Consider the following 18,952-nt stretch of genomic DNA (forward strand, 5'->3'; position numbering starts at 1 on the left):
AGTATGCCAATCAATTGAGCCAAAGGCACTGCCGTGACGGCCGCCACCCTACAGTCTGTAGCACGCATCACACCGCCGTGGTGCTGTTCACAAGAAGGAGCCGGCTGTGCTGGTAATACTTGGATTCGCCATGATCGCGGTATTCATGGTGCTGATCATGACGAAGAAGTTGACGCCAGTGCTGGCGTTGATCATTGTCCCTACTGTTTTTGGCCTCTTCGCCGGCGCCGGCCTGGGCATCGGCGATATGGTGATGGACTCCATGAAGTCCATGACGTCCACCGCGGCCCTGCTGATGTTCGCCATCATCTACTTCGGCCTGATGATCGACGTCGGGCTGTTTGACCCGCTGGTGAAGTTCATCCTCCGCAAGCTGGGCAATGACCCCGCCAAGGTCGTCCTGGGCACCGCCATCCTGGCCGCTGCCGTATCGCTGGACGGCGACGGCTCCACCACCTTCATCCTCACCACCGCGGCCATGCTGCCGGTCTACCTGCGCCTCAAGATGAGCCCCGTGGTCCTCACCTGCGTGGCCGGCCTGGCCAACGGCACCATGAACATCCTGCCGTGGGGCGGCCCCACGGCCCGCGCCGCCACCGCCCTCAAGATCGACGTCAACGACGTCTTCGTCCCCATGATCCCTTCCCTGGTGGCCGGCCTGGTCGTGGTCTTCGCCTTCGCCTGGCTGCTCGGCCTGCAGGAACGAAACCGGCTCCGCGCCACTGCGCCGGAGATCTGGAGCGTGCCGGACACTGCCGAAGAGTTCGACGGCGGCAGCCCGGCGGGTGCCGCGGGCACCGGTGTTGGCACCGGCCGACGCAAGGGCGGCAACCCCGGCGGAGCAGCCCCCGCCGTCGACGGCTTCCCGGCCGGATCCTCCGTGGCCGTGCTGGAGCGCAACGACACCGCTACTGAAAACGGCGGCGCCGGACTTGCCGACACCGCCCTTGATCCCAACCGCAGCACCCTGCGGCCCAAGCTGTTCTGGTTCAACCTGGCCCTGACGGTCGCCGTCATGGTGGTGCTCGTGGCCAACGTCATCCCGCTGCCGTTCGTGTTCATGGTTGGCGCCGCGATCGCCCTGCTGGTCAACTTCCCCAAGGTCAAGGACCAGGGCGCCCAGCTGATTGCGCACGCACCGTCCATCGTGGCCGTGGTCAGCATGGTCATGGCCGCCGCCGTCCTCACCGGCGTCCTCAAAGGCACCGGCATGGTGGAAGCCATGTCCGCCTGGCTGGTCCAGATCATCCCGTCCTCCATGGGCCCGTTCATGGCCGTCATCACCGGCGTGCTCAGCATCCCCATGACGTTCTTCATGAGCAACGACGCGTTCTACTTCGGCGTGCTGCCGGTCCTCAGCGAGACCGCCGCCCACTATGGCGTCGGAGCCGCGGACATGGCCCGTGCCTCCATCACCGGCCAGCCGTTCCACCTCCAGAGCCCGCTGGTTCCGGCCATCCTGCTGCTGGTGTCGCTGGCCAAGGTTGACCTCGGTGACCACCACAAGAAGGTCCTCTGGCGCACCGCCGTGATCTCGCTTGTAATGCTCGGGGTCGGGATGCTGACCGGAGCCATTGGGATCGGTTAGTCTGTAGCTGCCCGCGCTCCCGTCCCCGTGACCGGACCGGGCATCGAAGGTGCCCGTCTGACGCCCGCTGGGGGATGTCAGACGGGCATCTGCGTTTCCGCACTAGACTGGATCGGAAAACAATTCGAACTTTGCAGGGGAGATCCATGGCTGCGATCAACCGTGACGACGTCGCGCATCTCGCGCGTCTCGCTCACATCGAGATGAGTGCCGAAGAGCTGGACAGGATGGCCGGCGAGCTCGCCGTCATTGTCGATTCGGTCAAGTCCGTCAGCGAGGCCGCCGGGGACGACGTTCCGGCCACCTCGCACCCCATTCCGCTCACCAACGTGTTCCGCGACGACGTCGTGGGGCACACCTTCACGGCGGAACAGGCCCTCTCCGGCGCCCCGGATTCCGATGAAAACCGTTTCAAGGTCCCGGCCATCCTGGATGAGGCATAACCATGACTGAACAAAACTCCACCGGCACCAGCGCCGACGCCCTGGTCCGACTGTCCGCCGCGCAGCTGGCCGAAAAGCTCGCCGCCCGCGAGGTCACCGCCGTCGAAGTGACCCAGGCTTACCTGGACCGCATCGCCGCCGTTGACGGCAAGGTCAACGCCTTCCTGCACGTTAACGCCGAGGAAGCCCTGGCCGTCGCGGCCGAGGTGGACGCGATCCGTGCCGCCGGGGGTGCCGAAGCCGAGGCCCTGCACGTCCTGGCCGGTGTTCCCATCGCGGTCAAGGACCTGATTGTCACCATCGGCCAGCCCACCACGGCAGGCTCCAAGATCCTCGAGGGCTGGCAGAGCCCCTACGACGCAACGGTGGTGGAACGCCTGCGCGCCGCCAAGATGCCCATCCTGGGCAAGACCAACCTGGACGAATTCGCCATGGGCTCCTCCACCGAGCACTCGGCCTTCGGCCCCACCCGCAACCCGTGGGACCTTGACCGGATCCCCGGCGGTTCCGGCGGCGGTTCCGCGGCCGCCGTTGCCGCCTTCGAAGCGCCCCTGGCCCTGGGAACGGACACCGGCGGCTCCATCCGCCAGCCCGGTGCCGTTACCGGAACCGTCGGCGTGAAGCCCACCTACGGCAGCGTCTCCCGCTACGGCGCCATCGCCATGGCCTCCTCGCTGGACCAGATCGGTCCCGTCACCCGCACGGTGCTGGACTCCGCCCTGCTGCATCAGGTCATCGGCGGGCACGATCCCCGTGACTCCACCTCCCTGCCCGAACCCCTGGCTGACCTCGTTGCCGCCGCGAAGACCGGCAACGTGGAGGGACTGCGGATCGGCATCATCAAGGAACTGCACGGCGAGGGCTACCAGGCCGGCGTCGAAAACCGCTTCAACGACGCCCTCGAGCTGCTCAAGGAAGCCGGCGCCGAGATCGTTGAGGTCTCCTGCCCCAACTTCCAGTACGCCCTGGGCGCCTACTACCTGATCATGCCTTCCGAGGCCTCTTCCAACCTGGCCAAGTTCGACGGCGTCCGGTACGGCCTGCGCGTCCTCCCCGAAGAGGGCCCCATGACCATTGAACGCGTCATGGGTGCCACCCGCGCCGCCGGCTTCGGCGACGAGGTCAAGCGCCGCATCATCCTGGGCACGTACGCCCTGTCCGCGGGCTACTACGATGCCTACTACGGCTCCGCCCAAAAGGTCCGCACCCTGGTGCAGCGGGACTTCGAGGCTGCCTTCGCGCAGGCCGACGTCCTGATCTCGCCCACCGCCCCCACCACGGCCTTCCCGCTCGGTGAAAAACTGGACGATCCGCTGGCCATGTACCTCAACGACGTCGCCACCATCCCGGCCAACCTGGCCGGCGTGCCCGGCCTGTCGCTGCCCGGCGGGCTGGCGGACGAGGACGGGCTGCCCGTTGGCATCCAGCTGCTGGCCCCGGCCCGCGAGGATGCCCGCCTGTACCGGGTGGGTGCGGTCCTGGAGTCGCTGCTCGAAGCGAAGTGGGGCGGCCCGCTGCTGGCCCAGGCTCCCGACCTTGCGGCTGAAACCCTCGAAACCCAGGAGGCAAAATAATGAGCACTGACGAAATCCTGAGCTTCGATGAGGCCATGGAGAAGTACGATCCCGTCCTGGGGTTCGAGGTCCATGTGGAGCTGAACACCAAGACCAAGATGTTCTCCTCCGCCCCGAACGTCTTCGGCGATGAGCCCAACACCAATGTCAATGAAGTGGATCTGGGCATGCCCGGCGTCCTGCCCGTGGTGAACAAGACCGCCGTGGAATCCTCCATCAAGATCGGCCTGGCGCTGAACTGCAAGATCGCCGAATCCTGCCGCTTCGCCCGGAAGAACTACTTCTACCCGGACACCCCCAAGAACTTCCAGACCTCCCAGTACGACGAGCCCATCGCGTACGACGGCTACCTGGACATCGAGCTTGAGGACGGCACCGTGTTCCGCGTTGAGATCGAGCGCGCGCACATGGAGGAGGACGCCGGCAAGCTGACCCACATGGGCGGCGCCACCGGCCGCATCCACGGCGCCGACTTCTCCCTGGTGGACTACAACCGTGCCGGCGTGCCGCTGGTGGAAATCGTCACCAAGCCCATCGAGGGCGCAGGCTCGCGCGCGCCGGAGCTGGCCAAGGCGTACGTGGCCGCTGTCCGGGAGATCGTGAAGAACCTGGGTGTGTCCGACGCGAAGATGGAACGCGGCAACGTCCGCTGCGACGCCAACGTCTCGCTCCGCCCGCACGGCCGCGAACGGTTCGGCATCCGCTCCGAAACCAAGAACGTGAACTCGCTGCGCGCCGTCGAACACGCTGTCCGCTACGAGATCCAGCGCCACGCAGCCGTCCTGGATTCCGGCAACCCGGTTGTCCAGGAAACCCGGCACTGGCACGAGGACACCCGAACCACCACCTCGGGCCGGCCCAAGTCCGACGCCGACGACTACCGCTACTTCCCGGAACCGGACCTGGTCCCCGTGGTTGCCTCCCGGGAATGGGTGGAGGAGCTGCGCGCCACCCTGCCCGAGCCTCCGGCCGAGCGCCGCAAGCGCCTCAAGGCTGACTGGGGCTACTCCGATCTCGAATTCCGTGACGTGGTGAACGCCGGAGTCCTGGACGAGATCGAGGAAACCATAGCCGCCGGCGCCTCGGCCTCCGTGGCCCGCAAATGGTGGATGGGCGAGATCGTGGGACGCGCCAAGGCCGCCGACGTCGACCCAGGCCAGCTGGGTGTCGAGCCGGCCACCATCGTGGAGCTCGCACGCATGGTGGAGGCCGGCAAGATCAACAACAAGATGGCCACGCAGGTGCTGGACGGCGTGCTCGCCGGCGAAGGCACCCCGGAAGAGGTTGTTGCAAAACGCGGCCTCGCCGTGGTGTCCGACGACGGCCCCCTCTTGGAAGCCATCGACGCCGCACTCGCGGCCCAGCCCGACGTTGCGGAGAAGATCCGCGGCGGCAAGGTCCAGGCCATCGGCGCCATCGTGGGCGGGGTCATGAAGGCCACGCGTGGCCAGGCCGACGCGGCCCGCGTCCGCGAACTGATCCTGGAGAAGCTGGGCGTCACCGTCTAGCAAACCCACCCAACTGGGTCGCAGTTGTTGTCGTTTTGAGCCCTCATAACGACAACAACTGCGACCCAGTTGCGCTTTAAGTACTCAGGCGGCCGTCACAGAAAGTACCCGTGGTTGAGCGTGCGCATCACCCTTACACTTGAGGCCAGGTGAGCCGGTGCCCCGGGCGGGGAGTTGCGGCGCGAAGGTGCGGGAGGAACAACCATGGTGGTCCGGGAATCAATGAGGGTGCGCAAGGCCGCGCTTGCCGGGGCGGTGGCCCTTGCGCTGACCGGCACGGGGGCTGCCCTTGCCTGGTCGGCCACGGGCACGCCCACCCCCTCGCCGTCACAATCGGCACCGCAATCCGCCCCAGGCCATTCAGGCAGCGCGCCCGGACAGCAAAACAAGCAGGACAAGAAAGCCCAGCGTCCCCAGCCACTTCATGGCGAGGAGGTGGTCAAGAACGCGGATGGCACCTTCCAGACCGTCCTGGAACAGCGGGGGACGGTGGAATCGGTCAGCGGCTCGGCCATCATGGTCAAGAGCGAGGACGGCTTCATCCAGACCTACACCGTCAACGGCGACACGAGAATCACCAGGATTCCTCCGGCAGCAGCGGATGGTTCCGCGCCTACTGCCAGCCCGGACGCGCCAGCCAGCCCACGCATGCCGGCCAGCCCGGGAGCAAAGCGCGACGACGGCAAGAGGCTTAAGCCGACGGACGGAACCATCGCGGACATTGCCGCAGGGGATGCCGTCCGCATTGCAGGCGTCAAGGACGGGGACAATGCCACGGCCAAGCGGATCGTGAAGGGCGCCGGTGACAAGCCCGGCCCTGGGCTGGGGCATGGTTTGGGCGGCGCGCCGGGACACGGTCAAGGCCTTGGCCACAAGATGGGCAAAGACCACCAGGACGACCAGGGCGCCTGACTTTTTCAGCCCCGCTGCACTTTTCAGCCCTGGCGCACCAGCCCCGCCATGATGTCCTCAAGTGCCTCGCACACCATCACCACCGCCCGCCGCTTCAGGTTCTCCGGCCGGGCCAGCAGGTCGATCCTGCGCCGGGTGCTGATCCCCGCCAGCGGGCGCAGCACGATGTCCGGGTTAAGCACCGGCCCTGCCGTGTACCTGGGGAGCAGTCCCACCACGCCGCCGGTGGCCACCAAGGCCGCCACCGTCGAGTAGTCGTTGATGCGGTGGACGATGTTCGGTTCCCGGCTGGAAACGGCAGCGACGGCGGCAAGAACGTCGGCGGGGGAGTAGCCAGGGTGGCTGGTCACCCAGGCTTCGGCGCCGACGTCGTCCGCTGTCACCGTGTCCTTCTGCGCCAACGGGTGGCCGGCGGGCAGTGCCACGTCGAGGGGTTCGTGCGCCAGGGGGATGACGGCTACCCGTTCCGCCGGCCACCGCGGGCTGTGATCCATGCGGTGCGCCAGCACCAGGTCGTAACGGGCAGTGAGGGCGGGAAAGTCCTGCTGCGCAACATCCTCGTCGGAGAGCTCGATCCGCGGATGCTCCGGCCGGTCCAGCATCCTGGCCAGCGGCGCGAACAAAGCCTGTCCCGCGCTGTGAAACCCGCTGACCGTCACCCTGCCGGCGGGAGAGCCATGATAGGTCCGCAGCGCGCCGCGGGCCTCGGCCATGGCGCTGACGACGGCGGCACCGGCGTCGGCGAGGACCTGGCCGGCTTCGGTGAGCACCAGGTTCCGGCCCTCCTTGCGCGTCAGGGGCACCTCCACGCTGCGCTGCAGGTGGGCCAGTTGCTGCGACACTGCCGACGGGGTGACCATGAGCGTGTCGGCCACCGCCTTCACGCTGCCCAGGGCACCGAGTTCCCGCAGAATTTCGAGTTGATGAACCTCCATGGCTCCAGTCTAATCATTAGCTATTGCTACATCGTTGATTGAGAAAAATGCTGTTGTGCTTACGCGTGCTCGGCGCTTCAATGGGGATGACATACCCCGCAAACGTGAACCCCAATCAGTAAGGATGCCAATGAAGGCCCTTTATAAGGCTGGCCCGCAGGCCGGTTTCGAACTCGTCGAGCGGCCCGAACCAGAGGCCGGGCCGGCGGACGTGAAGATCCGGGTCATGACCACCGGCATTTGCGGCACGGACCTGCACATCCAGTCCTGGGATCCATGGGCGCAGGGGATCATCGAGGCTCCCCTCATTGCCGGCCATGAGTTTTATGGCGAAGTGGTGGAGGTGGGCGACGACGTCCGGGAGGTCAAGGTAGGCGACCGGGTCTCGGGCGAAGGGCACGTGGTGTGCGGCATCTGCCGGAACTGCCGCGCAGGACGCCGCCAGATGTGCATCCACACCGTCAGTGTGGGTGTCCAGCGTGACGGTGCCTTTGCCGAGTACGTGGTGATCCCCGAAACCAACGTCTGGGTCCACCACGACCCTTCAGTCACCCCGGAGCTTGGCGCCATCTTCGACCCGTTCGGCAACGCCACCCACACCGCGCTGAGCTTCCCGCTGGTGGGCGAGGACGTCCTGATCACCGGCGCCGGCCCCATTGGACTGATGGCCATCGCCGTCGCCCGCCACGCGGGTGCACGCAAAATCGCCATCACGGACGTTTCCAAGCCACGGCTCGACCTGGCCCGGCAGCTCGGAGCCGACCTTGCCATCGACGTCTCCACCACCCGGGTGCGCGACGCCCAACGTGAGCTGGGCATGCGCGAAGGCTTCGACGTCGGAATGGAAATGTCCGGGCACCCTTCCGCGCTGCCTGAGATGATCGACAACATGAACCACGGTGGCCGGATCGCCATGCTGGGGCTGCCCAGCCAGGAGATCACCATCGACTGGGGCAAGGTGGTCACCCACATGCTCACGCTCAAGGGCATCTATGGCCGCGAGATGTACGAAACCTGGTACGCCATGAGCGCCATGCTCTCGTCCAACCCGGTGCTCCACGCCGGAATCTCCGCCGTGGTCACGGACGCACTGCCGGCCGCGGACTGGGAGAAGGGCTTCGAGATTGCCCGCAGCGGCGTGGGCGGCAAGGTTGTCCTGGACTGGACCCGACTCTAAGACCCGATACTAAGGAACCCCATGTACACCTCCATGAAGGATCAGCTCCACGACGAGCTGGAAGAAATCCGCGCGGCCGGGCTCTACAAGACCGAACGCAGCATCAGCTCACCGCAGTCCAGCCACATCACCGCCGGACAGATCGGCGGCCCCGGCGCCGACGTGCTGAACTTCTGCGCCAACAACTACCTGGGACTGGCTGACCATCCTGACATCATCAGCACCGCCAAGGCCGCCATGGACGAGCGCGGTTTCGGGATGGCCAGCGTCCGTTTCATCTGCGGCACCCAGGACCTGCACCTGGAACTGGAAGCCCGGGTCGCCAAGTTCCTGGGTACCGAGGACACCATTCTGTTCTCCAGCTGCTTCGACGCCAACGGCGGGGTGTTCGAGTCCCTCTTCGGGGCCGAGGACGCCGTCATCTCCGATGCCCTGAACCACGCCTCCATCATCGACGGAATCCGCCTGTGCAAGGCACAGCGGTACCGGTACGCCAACCAGGACATGGCGGACCTGGAAGCCAAGCTGGTGGAAGCGAAGGACGCCCGCCGGAAGATCATCGTCACCGATGGCGTGTTCTCGATGGACGGCTACCTTGCCCCGCTCGAGGCCATCTGCGACCTCGCCGACAAGTACGGCGCCCTGGTGATGGTGGACGACTCCCATGCCGTGGGCTTCATGGGTGCCACAGGTGCGGGTACTCCCGAACACGCCGGTGTCAGTGACCGCGTGGACATCTACACGGGCACCTTCGGCAAGGCGCTGGGCGGAGCCTCGGGCGGTTACGTGTCCGGCCGCAGGGAGATTGTCGCCATGCTCCGCCAGAAGGCACGGCCCTACCTGTTCTCCAATTCCCTGGCTCCGGCCATCGTTGCAGCCACGCTCAAGGCGCTGGACCTGGTGGAAAGCTCCGGTGACCTGCGGCGCAGGCTGTTCGAAAACGCCGAACTCTTCCGCCGCCGCATGACCGAGGAGGGGTTCGACCTGCTTCCGGGCGAGCACGCCATCGTCCCGGTGATGTTCGGTGATGCCGTGATGGCCGCCAAGGTGGCCGACCGGATGCTGCAGCACGGAGTCTTCGTCACCGCCTTCAGCTTCCCCGTGGTTCCGCGGGGTGCCGCAAGGATCCGGGTGCAGCTTTCCGCCGCACATTCAGCGGACGACGTCGAAGCGTGCGTTCGTGCCTTCGTCGCCAGCCGTGACGAGGCGGCAGCCTGACACCTGCCGCACCCCAGCTGAATTCTGCAAGGATGGACCGATGGCAGCTCATTACGATGTCCTGATCGTGGGCGGCGGCATTGCCGGCCTCTCCCTTGCGTCCGCGCTCGCGGGCCGCTGCAGTGTTGTCCTGGTGGAGGCGGAGCAGGAGCTGGCGTACCACACGTCCTCCCGCTCCGCCCGACAGCTGATCCCCAGCTACGGGCCGCCGGTGGTCCAGGAACTCACCGTCCGGACCCTGGAGCTGCTCGCGGCCCGGGACGCGGAACTCCCGGAACCGGTCCTGACGCCGCGCAGCTTCATGCTGATCGGCTCCGAGGCTGAGGTGGCCGCGGAAGCCAGTGGGCACATGCAGCCCATCTCCGTGGAGCGCGCCCTGGAGCTCTGCCCGGCCCTGAAGCCCGGAACCTTTGCTGCCGCGGGACTAGATACTGGATCCTTTGGCTGCAACGCCCCGCTGCTCCTGGAAGAACATCGCAAGCGGGCGCTCGCCGCCGGCGCCGACATCATCACCGGCGCCCGGGTCCATTCGGCGCAACGGCTGGGTTCGGGCTGGCAGGTGGGTGCCGGTGCCGAGGGGTTCGAAGTGGGAGTGATGGTCAACGCCGCGGGAGCCTGGGCGGACGAGCTCGCGGTGATCAGCGGCGTCGAAAAGCTGGGCCTGCAGCCGTACCGGCGCACCGCGGCGATTGCCGCCGTCGAACGTCCCCTTCCTGGCGCCACTCCAATGGTGGCTGCCGCAGACAACACGTTCTATTTCCGCCCCGACGGCCGCGACGTCCTGATTTCGCCGTCGGAGACCGTTCCCAGTGGCCCCGAGGATGCACGCCCGCGCCCCGGAGACGTGGAACGCCTGGTGGAGAAACTGAACGCCTTCACCAGCCTGGGGATTACGGAAGTCCGGCGGGCGTGGACGGGGCTGCGCACCGAAGCCGCGGACGGAGTTCCGGTTGCGGGATTCGACGCCGAAGCGGCAGGGTTCTATTGGCTGGCGGGGCAGGGCGGATATGGGTTCCAGACCTCGGCAGCCCTGGCGGAGTTCGCGGCCGCCCAGATCCTGGCCGGGCAGGACTCCTCCGGAAGTACTGCCTTCGTTGCCGGCGCAGCCGACGGTCCGGCATCCCGGACAGCGCAGGCCCTGGCCGCCACGCGCTGGTCCATCCGGCGTTGAAGAATGGTCCCATGAGTACCCTGATCACCAATATTGCCGAGCTGATGACGCAGGACCTTGAGCAGCGGGTCCTGAAGGATGCGGCGGTGGTCATCGAGGGGGAACGGATCTCATGGATCGGTGCCGCAGCCGATGCCCCCGCAGCCGACGACGCCGTCGACGCTGGAGGCCGGGCCATGCTGCCAGGCTGGGTGGACTCGCACACCCACCTGCTCTTCGCCGGCGACCGCACCGCCGAGTTCGAAGCCCGGATGGCGGGCGAGGCTTACGCCGCCGGCGGCATCGCCGTCACCATGGAAGCCACGCGCGCCACCTCCGACTTCGACCTCACACGGTTGGCCATGGGCCGGGTGGCCGAGGCCGTCTCGCAGGGAACCACGTACCTGGAAACCAAAACCGGCTACGGCCTGGACGTCGAGAATGAGGCCCGCAGCGCCCGCATCGCGTCCACGGTGGCAGACCAGGTGACCTACCTCGGCGCCCATCTGGTTCCCGCCGGCCAGGACCCGGACGAGTACACCGACCTGGTCTGCGGACCCATGCTCGACGCCGTTCGCCCGTACGTACAGTGGGCCGACGTCTTCTGCGAAGAGGGCGCGTTCACCGCTGAACAGTCCCGCCGGGTACTGCTGGCCTGCCGGGACGCGGGCCTGGGCCTCCGCGTGCACGGCAATCAGCTCGGTGAGGGGCCCGGCGTGCAGCTTGCCGTGGAGCTGGGAGCGGCGAGCGTGGACCACGTGAACTACCTCTCGGGGCAGGACGTCAAAGCCTTGGCTGCTTCCTGGTCCGGGTGGGACGCGGTGAGCGGTGCGGGGGAGCGCGGCACTGTGGCCACCTGCCTCCCGGCCTGCGACCTCTCCACCCGCCAGCCGCTGGCTCCTGCCCGCGAGCTTCTCGATGCCGGAGTGCAGGTGGCAATTGCTTCCAACTGCAATCCCGGTACGTCCTACACGAGCTCCATGGCGTTTTGCGTGACCACTGCTGTCCTGCAGATGCACCTCTCCGTGCATGAGGCAGTACGGGCCGCCACTTATGGCGGTGCCCTGGCGTTGCACAAGGACACCGGGCAGGATGCGGACGGTGAACGCGCCGTGGGGTCAATCGCCGTCGGTCACCGTGCCGACCTGCACCTGCTGAATGCGCCTTCGGCCACGCACCTCGCTTACCGCCCGGGCGTGCCCTTGACGTACGCTGTGTGGCGGGCCGGAGCCAGAGAGCGATAGCTTCAGTACGCTCACATGATTGTTTCTGATCATATGATGTACGTTATAGTCAGAAAACGTCATCAGGGATGGTGGCTGCTTTGATTGAGAGGCCCACTTGAATGACGCGCACTGACCGGCTTACGGCAATTCTCGACCTGCTGGCGAAGACGGGACAGGTAGAGGTTGACGAGATTGTCAGCACCCTCAATGTTTCCCCGGCCACTGCCCGGCGCGACCTGGACAGCCTCGCCAAGCGCCGACTTTTGACGAGGACGCGCGGCGGGGCGACCACGGGTGCCCTGGCTTACGACCTGCCAGGCCGCTACAACCGCGACGACCATGCCGAAGCCAAAGAGCAGATTGCGCAGTGTGCGTCGGCCTTGATCCGTCCCGGTGCGGTGATCGGTCTCTGCGGGGGTACCACCAGCACCGCCCTTGCACAGATTCTCGCCACCCGGGAGGACCTGAACGCACCCTCCAACCAGCCCACCCTCACTGTGGTGACCAATGCGATTAATATTGCCGGCCAGTTGGCGGTCCGACCCAACATCAAGGTGATGGTTACCGGCGGGATCCTCAACCCGCGGTCCTACGAACTGGTGGGGCCTTACACGGACATCATCATGCAGAAGGTAGTGCTGGACATCGCCTTTATTGGCGTCAACGGCATCGATCCCGAGGTGGGGCCCACCAATACGGGCGAGGGGGAGGCCTCGGTCAATGCCCTTTTGGCCTCCCGTGCCCGGGTGTCCTATGTCATCGCGGATTCCTCCAAGGTAGGAGTGCGCGCCTTCGCCACCATGGACGGCTACGACTTCAACAGGCTGATCACGGATTCCGGCATTTCTGCCCGTGACAAGGCTGCGTTCGAGGCCAACGGTACGGAAGTGATCGTCGCGCCCGCCTGATGTTGCGGACCTGGGTGCATCGGCAGTTCCATCAGGCCGGATCCAGAAACTGAAGGCAAGATGGGAACATGCTGGTTCCCTCCCGCCGCCGCCTGCGGCTCGAAGTCTGGATCGTCCTGGGCCTGTCCCTGGGCCAGTCGGCCGTCTACTCCGTGGTGCAGCTGCTCGACAAGATGACCCGCGCCCCGCTGGCGGAGGGCACGTCCACCCTGAACCGTTCCCAAAGCACCCGCGAGTACTTTGACCTGACGTACCAGCTGCTGGATATCGTCTTTGCGCTGGTGCCGGTACTGCTGGTTTTCTACTTCCTTACTGAGGACCGCCCGGCCGCGCCCGGTGAGCCCGGCACCTCCCGGTCCGCGCTCCAGAAGCTCGGGTTCGGTTTCGCCCGGCCCGGAAAGGACCTGCTTCAGGGGCTGGGGCTGGCTGCACTGATCGGCATCCCCTCGCTGGGCCTGTATGCGGCCGGCAGGGCGCTCGGGATCACCACGGCCATCATTCCCAGTGCATTGGATGCCTACTGGTGGACGGTTCCCGTCCTCATCCTGTCGGCCGTCCGCCATGCGGTGCTCGAGGAAGTCATTGTGGTGGGTTATCTGCTCGACCGGTTTGGGAAATTCGGATGGAGCATGCCGCTGGCCATCGCCGTGAGCTCGGTGCTGCGCGGCAGCTACCACCTGTACCAGGGCTTCGGTCCATTCATTGGCAACGCAGTGATGGGCATTGTCTTTGCCTGGCTGTATACCCGGACACGTCGGGTCATGCCACTGGTGATAGCCCACGCACTGCTGGATATCGTGGCGTTCGTCGGGTTCAGCCTTTTCGGGAAGGCGGTGGGGTTGGGGTAGATACCCCACCTCCTCAGTTTGGGCTGCCCGGCCTCACCGGTATGACGATGCAGGGCGTTATTGGCGTGATAGCTGCCCTCAAATGAACGACAGCAGCAACCAGGAGTCCGCTTCTGGGTCCGGTGGGAGAATGAAGGGCTGCGCGTAGAAGTCCTTCCACAGTGGATCTGTCGGGCACAGTTCGCCCGGCTCGAGCAGGTTTTGGCCGGGTGGATCTTCGGGTGGTGGGTCGGCCCAATCAGGCATGTCCGCGAGCAGTTGCTGCCACTGTGGAGCGTCCACCGACATGGCAGCCACGATAGTTTCCGCCGGCAGGATACCCGGTGGCCAGTACGTGGGTTCTGGGTGGGGGTGTTCGGGTTTGTAGTGGCGGCCGGTGGGTGAGGTCCAGCCGGGTGATTCGTTGTTGGTGGCCGGGTCTGGTGTCCATTGGGTGTGGTGTTTGAGCCGGTGGTGTTTCGGGCAGAGTTGTGCCAGATTGCTGGTGCCGGTTGTTCCGCCGTGTTCCCAGGCTTGAAGGTGGTCGGTTTCGTTGTCCGGGGTGCGGTTGGTGCAGCCGGGGAAGGTGCATTTGGCGTCGCGCATCCTGATCCAGCGTTTGATGGTTTCGGTGAGCCGGTAGTTCTTCCGGCCGATCTCCAAGGGTGCCCCGTCCCTCGGGTCGACCAGGACGCGGTAGAAGGAGTCCGCACCGTCGGCGACCAGTTTGCGGGCCATGGATGCCGGGATGGGTCCGAGCCCGTCGAGCATGGCGGGTTCATCCGTGAGTCCGAGCAGGGAGAACACCGGCACCATGACCAGGACGTCCGCGCGCGGGGTGGGAACCTTGCCGATTTCCGTCACGGCCGACGAACTGGCGTCGGTGCCGGTCACGTCGTCGTTGCCGGTCCCGTCGTCGATGCTGGCCGGCTCTGCCGCGGTGGTGGTGCCGGTGGCTGTCAGAGTGTTGCCGGTGGTGTTGCCGGCGCTGAGGAGCAGGGATGCTGCGATGTCGGGGCGGAGTTGGGTGATGGTGCGTGGTTCGTTGGGGCCTTGGAGGCCGCGGGCGGTGGCGGTGGTGCGGTTCCAGATGGCGCAGGCGGTGTCGCCGGGGAGGTAGAGCGAGATCCAGGCCATGCCGTCGCGGTCCGGGGTGTATTCCATCCGCCGGTCAGTAACCCCTTTGGCGTGGCGTTTCTGCAGTGTCTCGGGGTGGTGTCGTTCGCGCCAGTTACGGACTTTGGCCCGGAACCGGGAGGGGACGAGTTGGCCCGGGGTTGCGCCGCGGGCGGGGTGGGGTGCGTCGGGGTCGAAGAAGTGGGCCACCAGCGCGGCAGCGCCGGCCGGATCGAGGCCCTCGGTTTCGTCCGCGACGATGCGGGCGTGCTGCCAGGACATGGCGCCGGTGGCCAGGGCCTGGAACACGGGTGGGAGGGAGCAGATTTTCCGGGACTGTTCCACCAGGGCGCCTGCGGCGGCGGAGCTGATGGTGAGGACCCCTGCGATCTCTTCCACCATGGACATCTCGGCGTAGGTACGGTCCTGCACCGACGCGTCGGGCGGGGTCATGGCCTGCTGGAACCCGATCGCCTCGGCTGCATCCCGCGCCTTCATGGCGGCAAGCTGCGCCTCCAACCGGGCCGCCAGTTCCAGCCGCTCCAGCCGGATCTCGTACCGCCGCCGTAGGACATCAACACCCGAACCAACACCAACCCCGGAGGCCAGGAAAGCATCCTCCCGCTCCAGCGCACTTATGGCATCCAGCGCACCGAGGGCAGCCACCGAGGCATGAACTCCCTCCGCACCTGCCCTCACACCACCGCTGATTCCCATATGAAGATCATCCAACAGGGGTCTGACAATATGAGCTGCGCCGAGCAGCTTACCTGAGTGGGTAAGCCGGACCACCGAAGCCGCCCGCCGTCGTCGTACTTTTTGGACGCAAAGGTTCCCTGTCGCAGCCCAAATGTCCCGTGTGAAAAAGAGCATGCTTGGCGCAGAAAAATCCGCTGCCCTGAGCCCAAAAAGTCAAACGCCGCTTGAACGAATTCGGCCGCCATGAGGTGGTGACGCCGTTGTCACCACCTTATGGCGGCCGAAGATTATCCGGGCGTGGACCCGGCACACCCATCTCCCAAAAGAGACTAGGGCTGGAGCGTCAGATAGTGACGGCTCCGTTGGCGGTCTCAAAGGTGACCGACAGGATGCCCGGCGTTCCGTGCGGGGCGACCCACTCGACCGCAACATCTTCGAGCGGCTTCTCCACCGGCTCGCCCAGCCATTCCGTAACCCTCGACGCGGAGCCGGCGATGGTCAGGCAGCTCATCTTGAGGCTGCTCTGGTAGGCGTTGGACGGGTGAAGGGAGGGATCGCCCTCCCACTTAAGCATGTACGGGACCTGGGGATCAGCGATGAGGCCCAGGATGCCAATCTGCTTCCAGACCAGCTCGCGGCCGTCCGGGAACTTGCGGTTGCCGTTGACGGCGGAGCGGCCAAGGCGTTCCTCGAAGGGGGCGAGGTCGTCCACTTCGACGCACCAGCCCATCCAGCCGCCGCCGGCCGCGGAACGGGCCCGTACGGCCTGTCCAAACGGTGCCTTGTCAGAAGCGGGGTGGTCCAGGACCTCCACGACCTCCAGGTACTTGTGACCGGCCAGCGGGATGATCATATTCCGGGTTCCGAACCGGGGGTGCACCCCGCCCTTCACTGCCTCAACGCCGAGGGCAGTTGCAATACGTTCGGTAGTGGCCGCGAGGCCGTCGTGTTCACAGGCGTAAGAGACGTGATCCATGCGCATGGCAACATCTTGGCACTTTGTGATGCGGCTCTCAGCTAAGGATACCCTTACTGGAATTTCCTTCGTGGATTCGGGCTGTTTTCCTGCCTCCCAGCTGACCAGGATTGGCATCTGATCAGCCACCGATGTAGTAGCCGGAGGTGTCGGCGGTGAGGTGGACGGTGCCGTTGGAGTTGTTGGTCAGGGCGATGGTTCCGTCACTGCCGACGGGGGTGATGACGAGGTTGGGCACGGTTTGGGCTGCGGCGAAGTTCAGGTTGGAGGTTCCCGGTGGGGTGGTGCCTCCGGCGTGGACGGTGATGAATCCGTTGCTGGTGGGCTCGGTGACAGTGACGTTTACGGCCACGGCTGACACGCCTGTTGCCGGGATGCCGCCCCGTCCGGTTACCGGGACCTTGATGGTGGCTCCGGGAGCGACTGGCCCGCTGGTGCCTCCGGTGCCGTTGCGCGTATCAAGCTGCCGGAACGGGGTCTGGGAGGAAAACGCGCCAGGGTCTACAGCGGTTCCAGCGATGTAGTAGCCGGAGGTGTCGGCGGTGAGGTGGACGGTGCCGTTGGAGTTGTTGGTCAGGGCGATGGTTCCGTCACTGCCGACGGGGGTGATGACGAGGTTGGGCACGGTTTGGGCTGCGGCGAAGTTCAGGTTGGAGGTTCCCGGTGGGGTGGTGCCTCCGGCGTGGACGGTGATGAATCCGTTGCTGGTGGGCTCGGTGACAGTGACGTTTACGGCCACGGCTGACACGCCTGTTGCCGGGATGCCGCCCCGTCCGGTTACCGGGACCTTGATGGTGGCTCCGGGAGCGACTGGTCCGCTGGTGCCTCCGGTGCCGTTGCGCGTATCAAGCTGCCGGAACGGGGTCTGGGAGGAAAACGCGCCAGGGTCTACGGCGGTTCCAGCGATGTAGTAGCCGGAGGTGTCGGCGGTGAGGTGGACGGTGCCGTTGGAGTTGTTGGTCAGGGCGATGGTTCCGTCACTGCCGACGGGGGTGATGACGAGGTTGGGCACGGTTTGGGCTGCGGCGAAGTTCAGGTTGGAGGTTCCCGGTGGGGTGGTGCCTCCGGCGTGGACGGTGATGAATCCGTTGCTGGTGGGCTCGGTGACAGTGACGTTCACGGCCACGGCTGATACGCCTGTTGCCGGGATGCCGCCCCGTCCGGTTACCGGGACCTTAATGGTGGCTCCGGGAGCGACTGGCCCGCTGGTGCCTCCGGTGCCGTTGCGCGTATCAAGCTGCCGGAACGGTGCCTGGGAGGAAAACGAGCCAGGGTTCGACGGATTGCTGGTTCCTGCCGGTGACGCAACTTGCAGCAATCGGTTTAGGGTTCCCGGGCTGGCGTTGGAGATCTTGCCGCTGGCTGAGGAAGAATTCAGTGCGTCTCCTATCTGGGCAGGGGAGAGCAGCGGGTTCTGCGAGAGCATGAGGGCAGCAGCGCCTGCCACATGGGGAGTGGCCATTGAGGTCCCGCTTAGAGATGCGGTGGCGGCCGGGGAGGTGTACCAATCGGATGTGATGCCAACGCCGGGGGCGTAAAGATCCACGCAACTGCCGAAGTTTGAGAAGCTGGCCTGGTGGTCCGTGGAATCGCTGGCAGCGACCGTGATTGCCGCCGGAATCCTGGCGGGGGAAGCCGTGCATGCATCGGTGGCACTGTTACCTGCAGCAACAACCGCGGAAATACCGTCGGCGATTACCGCCTCCACGGCAGCGTCCAAGGTGCTGCTCGTGGGGCCGCCAATGCTGAGGTTCACCACAGCCGGAGTCCCGGCACGGTGGTCCCCTGCAATCCAATCGAGTCCTGCAATAACGTCCGAGTAGAGGCCTGTGCCGTCACAGGCCAGTGCCCGCACCGGGATCAAAGTCGCGAGTTTTGCCACGCCATAGGTTGAACCGCCGATAGTGCCGGCGACATGGGTGCCATGTCCGTTGCAGTCGCTGGACCCGAGGCCGTCGGACTTCGCCGTCCAACCTGCCGCAACCCGGCCGCCGAAGTCGACGTGGGATGCGAGGATCCCAGTGTCGAGTACATAGACGCTCACGCCTTGCCCGGTGCCGGAGGGCGTGTACGTGCTGGATAGGGGCAGCGATTGTTGATCTATCCGGTCCAGTCCCCATGGCGCCTGCTCCTGGGTTGTGCTGTAGACCGTGACGGGTTGGTCCGGCTCAACGGCAACGGCTTTGCCGGACCGCATCAGGGCTGAGGCTTGCGCCGGGGTGGCTTTTATCGCAGCTCCCTTGATCGCATTCTCGAACATACGGCTAACGCCAATACCTTGGCCGCGCAGTGCACTGCTCTCTTGCCTGACGTCCGCTGCCGTGGGGAACCGGACAATGTAATCACCCTTGTCAGCCCCCGCGGCGCTGGCGATGGGAGCAGGGAGAAGCACCGCTCCCAGCATTGAACAGACCAATGCAATGTATAGAGCAGTGGCACGTGCGGCAGGGCGCAGAATCGGAGGCAACGGAACGTCCGTCCTTTTTTGACTGTGAGAAACGAGGGGGTTTTCCCCGTTCAAATCTATCGGGGACGGGAACCCGATCTTCCGAAGCTCGGGCGATCCTTCGCATTCCCTGTGCGAATCTTCGCAAACCTACGCTGCAGTCCTGGCGGTGTGTTTCCACGTCCAGGCTTTTGTCACGACCCGTCATACTCATGGCGTTGGGCGCCCCCGCTTCCTAGACTTGGCGAA

At 65.7% G+C, this 18,952-nt stretch carries 15 protein-coding genes; 11 read left to right on the top strand and 4 right to left on the bottom strand.

Annotated elements, in window-relative coordinates:
* The first annotated feature begins 106 nt into the window (after positions 1–106).
* From LFT44_RS06240 to LFT44_RS06260, 5 genes are all read left to right on the top strand, one after another.
* Entirely contained in the window at positions 107–1,588 is a 1,482-nt protein-coding gene (locus LFT44_RS06240; RefSeq protein ID WP_236801819.1) for a CitMHS family transporter, read from the top strand.
* Positions 1,589–1,734: 146 nt separating this feature from the next.
* Positions 1,735–2,031, top strand: coding sequence for an Asp-tRNA(Asn)/Glu-tRNA(Gln) amidotransferase subunit GatC (gatC, locus tag LFT44_RS06245; RefSeq protein ID WP_175319340.1), 297 nt, complete (start codon positions 1,735–1,737; stop codon positions 2,029–2,031).
* Positions 2,032–2,033: 2 nt separating this feature from the next.
* Entirely contained in the window at positions 2,034–3,605 is a 1,572-nt protein-coding gene (gene gatA, locus LFT44_RS06250) for an Asp-tRNA(Asn)/Glu-tRNA(Gln) amidotransferase subunit GatA (protein ID WP_236801820.1), read from the top strand.
* Positions 3,605–5,113 (top strand): Asp-tRNA(Asn)/Glu-tRNA(Gln) amidotransferase subunit GatB, encoded by a 1,509-nt coding sequence (gene gatB, locus LFT44_RS06255; RefSeq protein WP_236801821.1) that lies wholly within the window; start codon positions 3,605–3,607, stop codon positions 5,111–5,113. Before gatA ends, gatB begins: the two co-directional genes overlap by 1 nt.
* Before the next feature lie 204 nt (positions 5,114–5,317).
* Entirely contained in the window at positions 5,318–6,025 is a 708-nt protein-coding gene (locus LFT44_RS06260; RefSeq protein ID WP_236801822.1) for a hypothetical protein, read from the top strand.
* A 23-nt stretch (positions 6,026–6,048) separates the two neighbouring features.
* Here the strand turns inward: LFT44_RS06260 and LFT44_RS06265 are convergent, their stop codons facing one another.
* Positions 6,049–6,960 (bottom strand): LysR family transcriptional regulator, encoded by a 912-nt coding sequence (locus LFT44_RS06265; protein WP_236801823.1) that lies wholly within the window; start codon positions 6,958–6,960, stop codon positions 6,049–6,051.
* 130 nt (positions 6,961–7,090) lie between these two features.
* Here LFT44_RS06265 and tdh point away from each other — a divergent pair, with 130 nt between their 5' ends.
* The 6 genes from tdh (at position 7,091) to LFT44_RS06295 (ending at position 13,487) form a co-directional block, all read left to right on the top strand.
* Positions 7,091–8,137, top strand: a complete 1,047-nt coding sequence (tdh, locus tag LFT44_RS06270) for an L-threonine 3-dehydrogenase (RefSeq protein WP_236801824.1) — start codon at positions 7,091–7,093, stop codon at positions 8,135–8,137.
* Between the two features lie 21 nt (positions 8,138–8,158).
* A complete protein-coding gene (locus tag LFT44_RS06275; protein WP_236801825.1) occupies positions 8,159–9,355 on the top strand; it encodes a glycine C-acetyltransferase in 1,197 nt (398 codons plus the stop codon).
* A 40-nt stretch (positions 9,356–9,395) separates the two neighbouring features.
* Entirely contained in the window at positions 9,396–10,526 is a 1,131-nt protein-coding gene (locus LFT44_RS06280) for an NAD(P)/FAD-dependent oxidoreductase (RefSeq protein ID WP_236801826.1), read from the top strand.
* Between the two features lie 11 nt (positions 10,527–10,537).
* Positions 10,538–11,749, top strand: a complete 1,212-nt coding sequence (hutI, locus tag LFT44_RS06285; RefSeq protein ID WP_236801827.1) for an imidazolonepropionase — start codon at positions 10,538–10,540, stop codon at positions 11,747–11,749.
* A 101-nt stretch (positions 11,750–11,850) separates the two neighbouring features.
* Positions 11,851–12,639 carry a DeoR/GlpR family DNA-binding transcription regulator gene (locus LFT44_RS06290; RefSeq protein WP_236801828.1) on the top strand — a complete coding sequence of 263 codons (789 nt, stop codon included), beginning with the start codon at positions 11,851–11,853 and terminating at the stop codon, positions 12,637–12,639.
* A gap of 68 nt (positions 12,640–12,707) precedes the next feature.
* The gene (locus LFT44_RS06295; RefSeq protein WP_236801829.1) at positions 12,708–13,487 is read left to right on the top strand and encodes a CPBP family intramembrane glutamic endopeptidase; all 780 of its coding nucleotides are present in this window, start codon (positions 12,708–12,710) and stop codon (positions 13,485–13,487) included.
* Between the two features lie 78 nt (positions 13,488–13,565).
* On the opposite strand, the gene LFT44_RS06300 is transcribed toward LFT44_RS06295, so the two are convergent.
* From LFT44_RS06300 to LFT44_RS06310, 3 genes are all read right to left on the bottom strand, one after another.
* Positions 13,566–15,299, bottom strand: coding sequence for an HNH endonuclease signature motif containing protein (locus LFT44_RS06300; RefSeq protein WP_236801830.1), 1,734 nt, complete (start codon positions 15,297–15,299; stop codon positions 13,566–13,568).
* 325 nt (positions 15,300–15,624) lie between these two features.
* Positions 15,625–16,263, bottom strand: coding sequence for a VOC family protein (locus LFT44_RS06305; RefSeq protein ID WP_236801831.1), 639 nt, complete (start codon positions 16,261–16,263; stop codon positions 15,625–15,627).
* Between the two features lie 115 nt (positions 16,264–16,378).
* Positions 16,379–18,649 carry a S8 family peptidase gene (locus tag LFT44_RS06310; RefSeq protein ID WP_236801832.1) on the bottom strand — a complete coding sequence of 757 codons (2,271 nt, stop codon included), beginning with the start codon at positions 18,647–18,649 and terminating at the stop codon, positions 16,379–16,381.
* Positions 18,650–18,952: the final 303 nt, after the last annotated feature.

This window comes from Arthrobacter sp. FW306-05-C (assembly GCF_021801725.1).
In the GTDB taxonomy this organism is placed as follows: domain Bacteria; phylum Actinomycetota; class Actinomycetes; order Actinomycetales; family Micrococcaceae; genus Arthrobacter.

Coding starts and splice junctions, on each gene's coding strand:
- LFT44_RS06280 (WP_236801826.1), top strand. CDS start 9,396: ATGGCAGCTCATTACGATGTCCTGATCGTGGGCGGCGGCATTGCCGGC.
- LFT44_RS06290 (WP_236801828.1), top strand. CDS start 11,851: ATGACGCGCACTGACCGGCTTACGGCAATTCTCGACCTGCTGGCGAAG.
- gatB (WP_236801821.1), top strand. CDS start 3,605: ATGAGCACTGACGAAATCCTGAGCTTCGATGAGGCCATGGAGAAGTAC.
- LFT44_RS06260 (WP_236801822.1), top strand. CDS start 5,318: ATGGTGGTCCGGGAATCAATGAGGGTGCGCAAGGCCGCGCTTGCCGGG.
- LFT44_RS06300 (WP_236801830.1), bottom strand. CDS start 15,299: ATGGGAATCAGCGGTGGTGTGAGGGCAGGTGCGGAGGGAGTTCATGCC.
- hutI (WP_236801827.1), top strand. CDS start 10,538: ATGAGTACCCTGATCACCAATATTGCCGAGCTGATGACGCAGGACCTT.
- gatA (WP_236801820.1), top strand. CDS start 2,034: ATGACTGAACAAAACTCCACCGGCACCAGCGCCGACGCCCTGGTCCGA.
- gatC (WP_175319340.1), top strand. CDS start 1,735: ATGGCTGCGATCAACCGTGACGACGTCGCGCATCTCGCGCGTCTCGCT.
- LFT44_RS06275 (WP_236801825.1), top strand. CDS start 8,159: ATGTACACCTCCATGAAGGATCAGCTCCACGACGAGCTGGAAGAAATC.
- tdh (WP_236801824.1), top strand. CDS start 7,091: ATGAAGGCCCTTTATAAGGCTGGCCCGCAGGCCGGTTTCGAACTCGTC.
- LFT44_RS06265 (WP_236801823.1), bottom strand. CDS start 6,960: ATGGAGGTTCATCAACTCGAAATTCTGCGGGAACTCGGTGCCCTGGGC.
- LFT44_RS06305 (WP_236801831.1), bottom strand. CDS start 16,263: ATGCGCATGGATCACGTCTCTTACGCCTGTGAACACGACGGCCTCGCG.
- LFT44_RS06295 (WP_236801829.1), top strand. CDS start 12,708: ATGCTGGTTCCCTCCCGCCGCCGCCTGCGGCTCGAAGTCTGGATCGTC.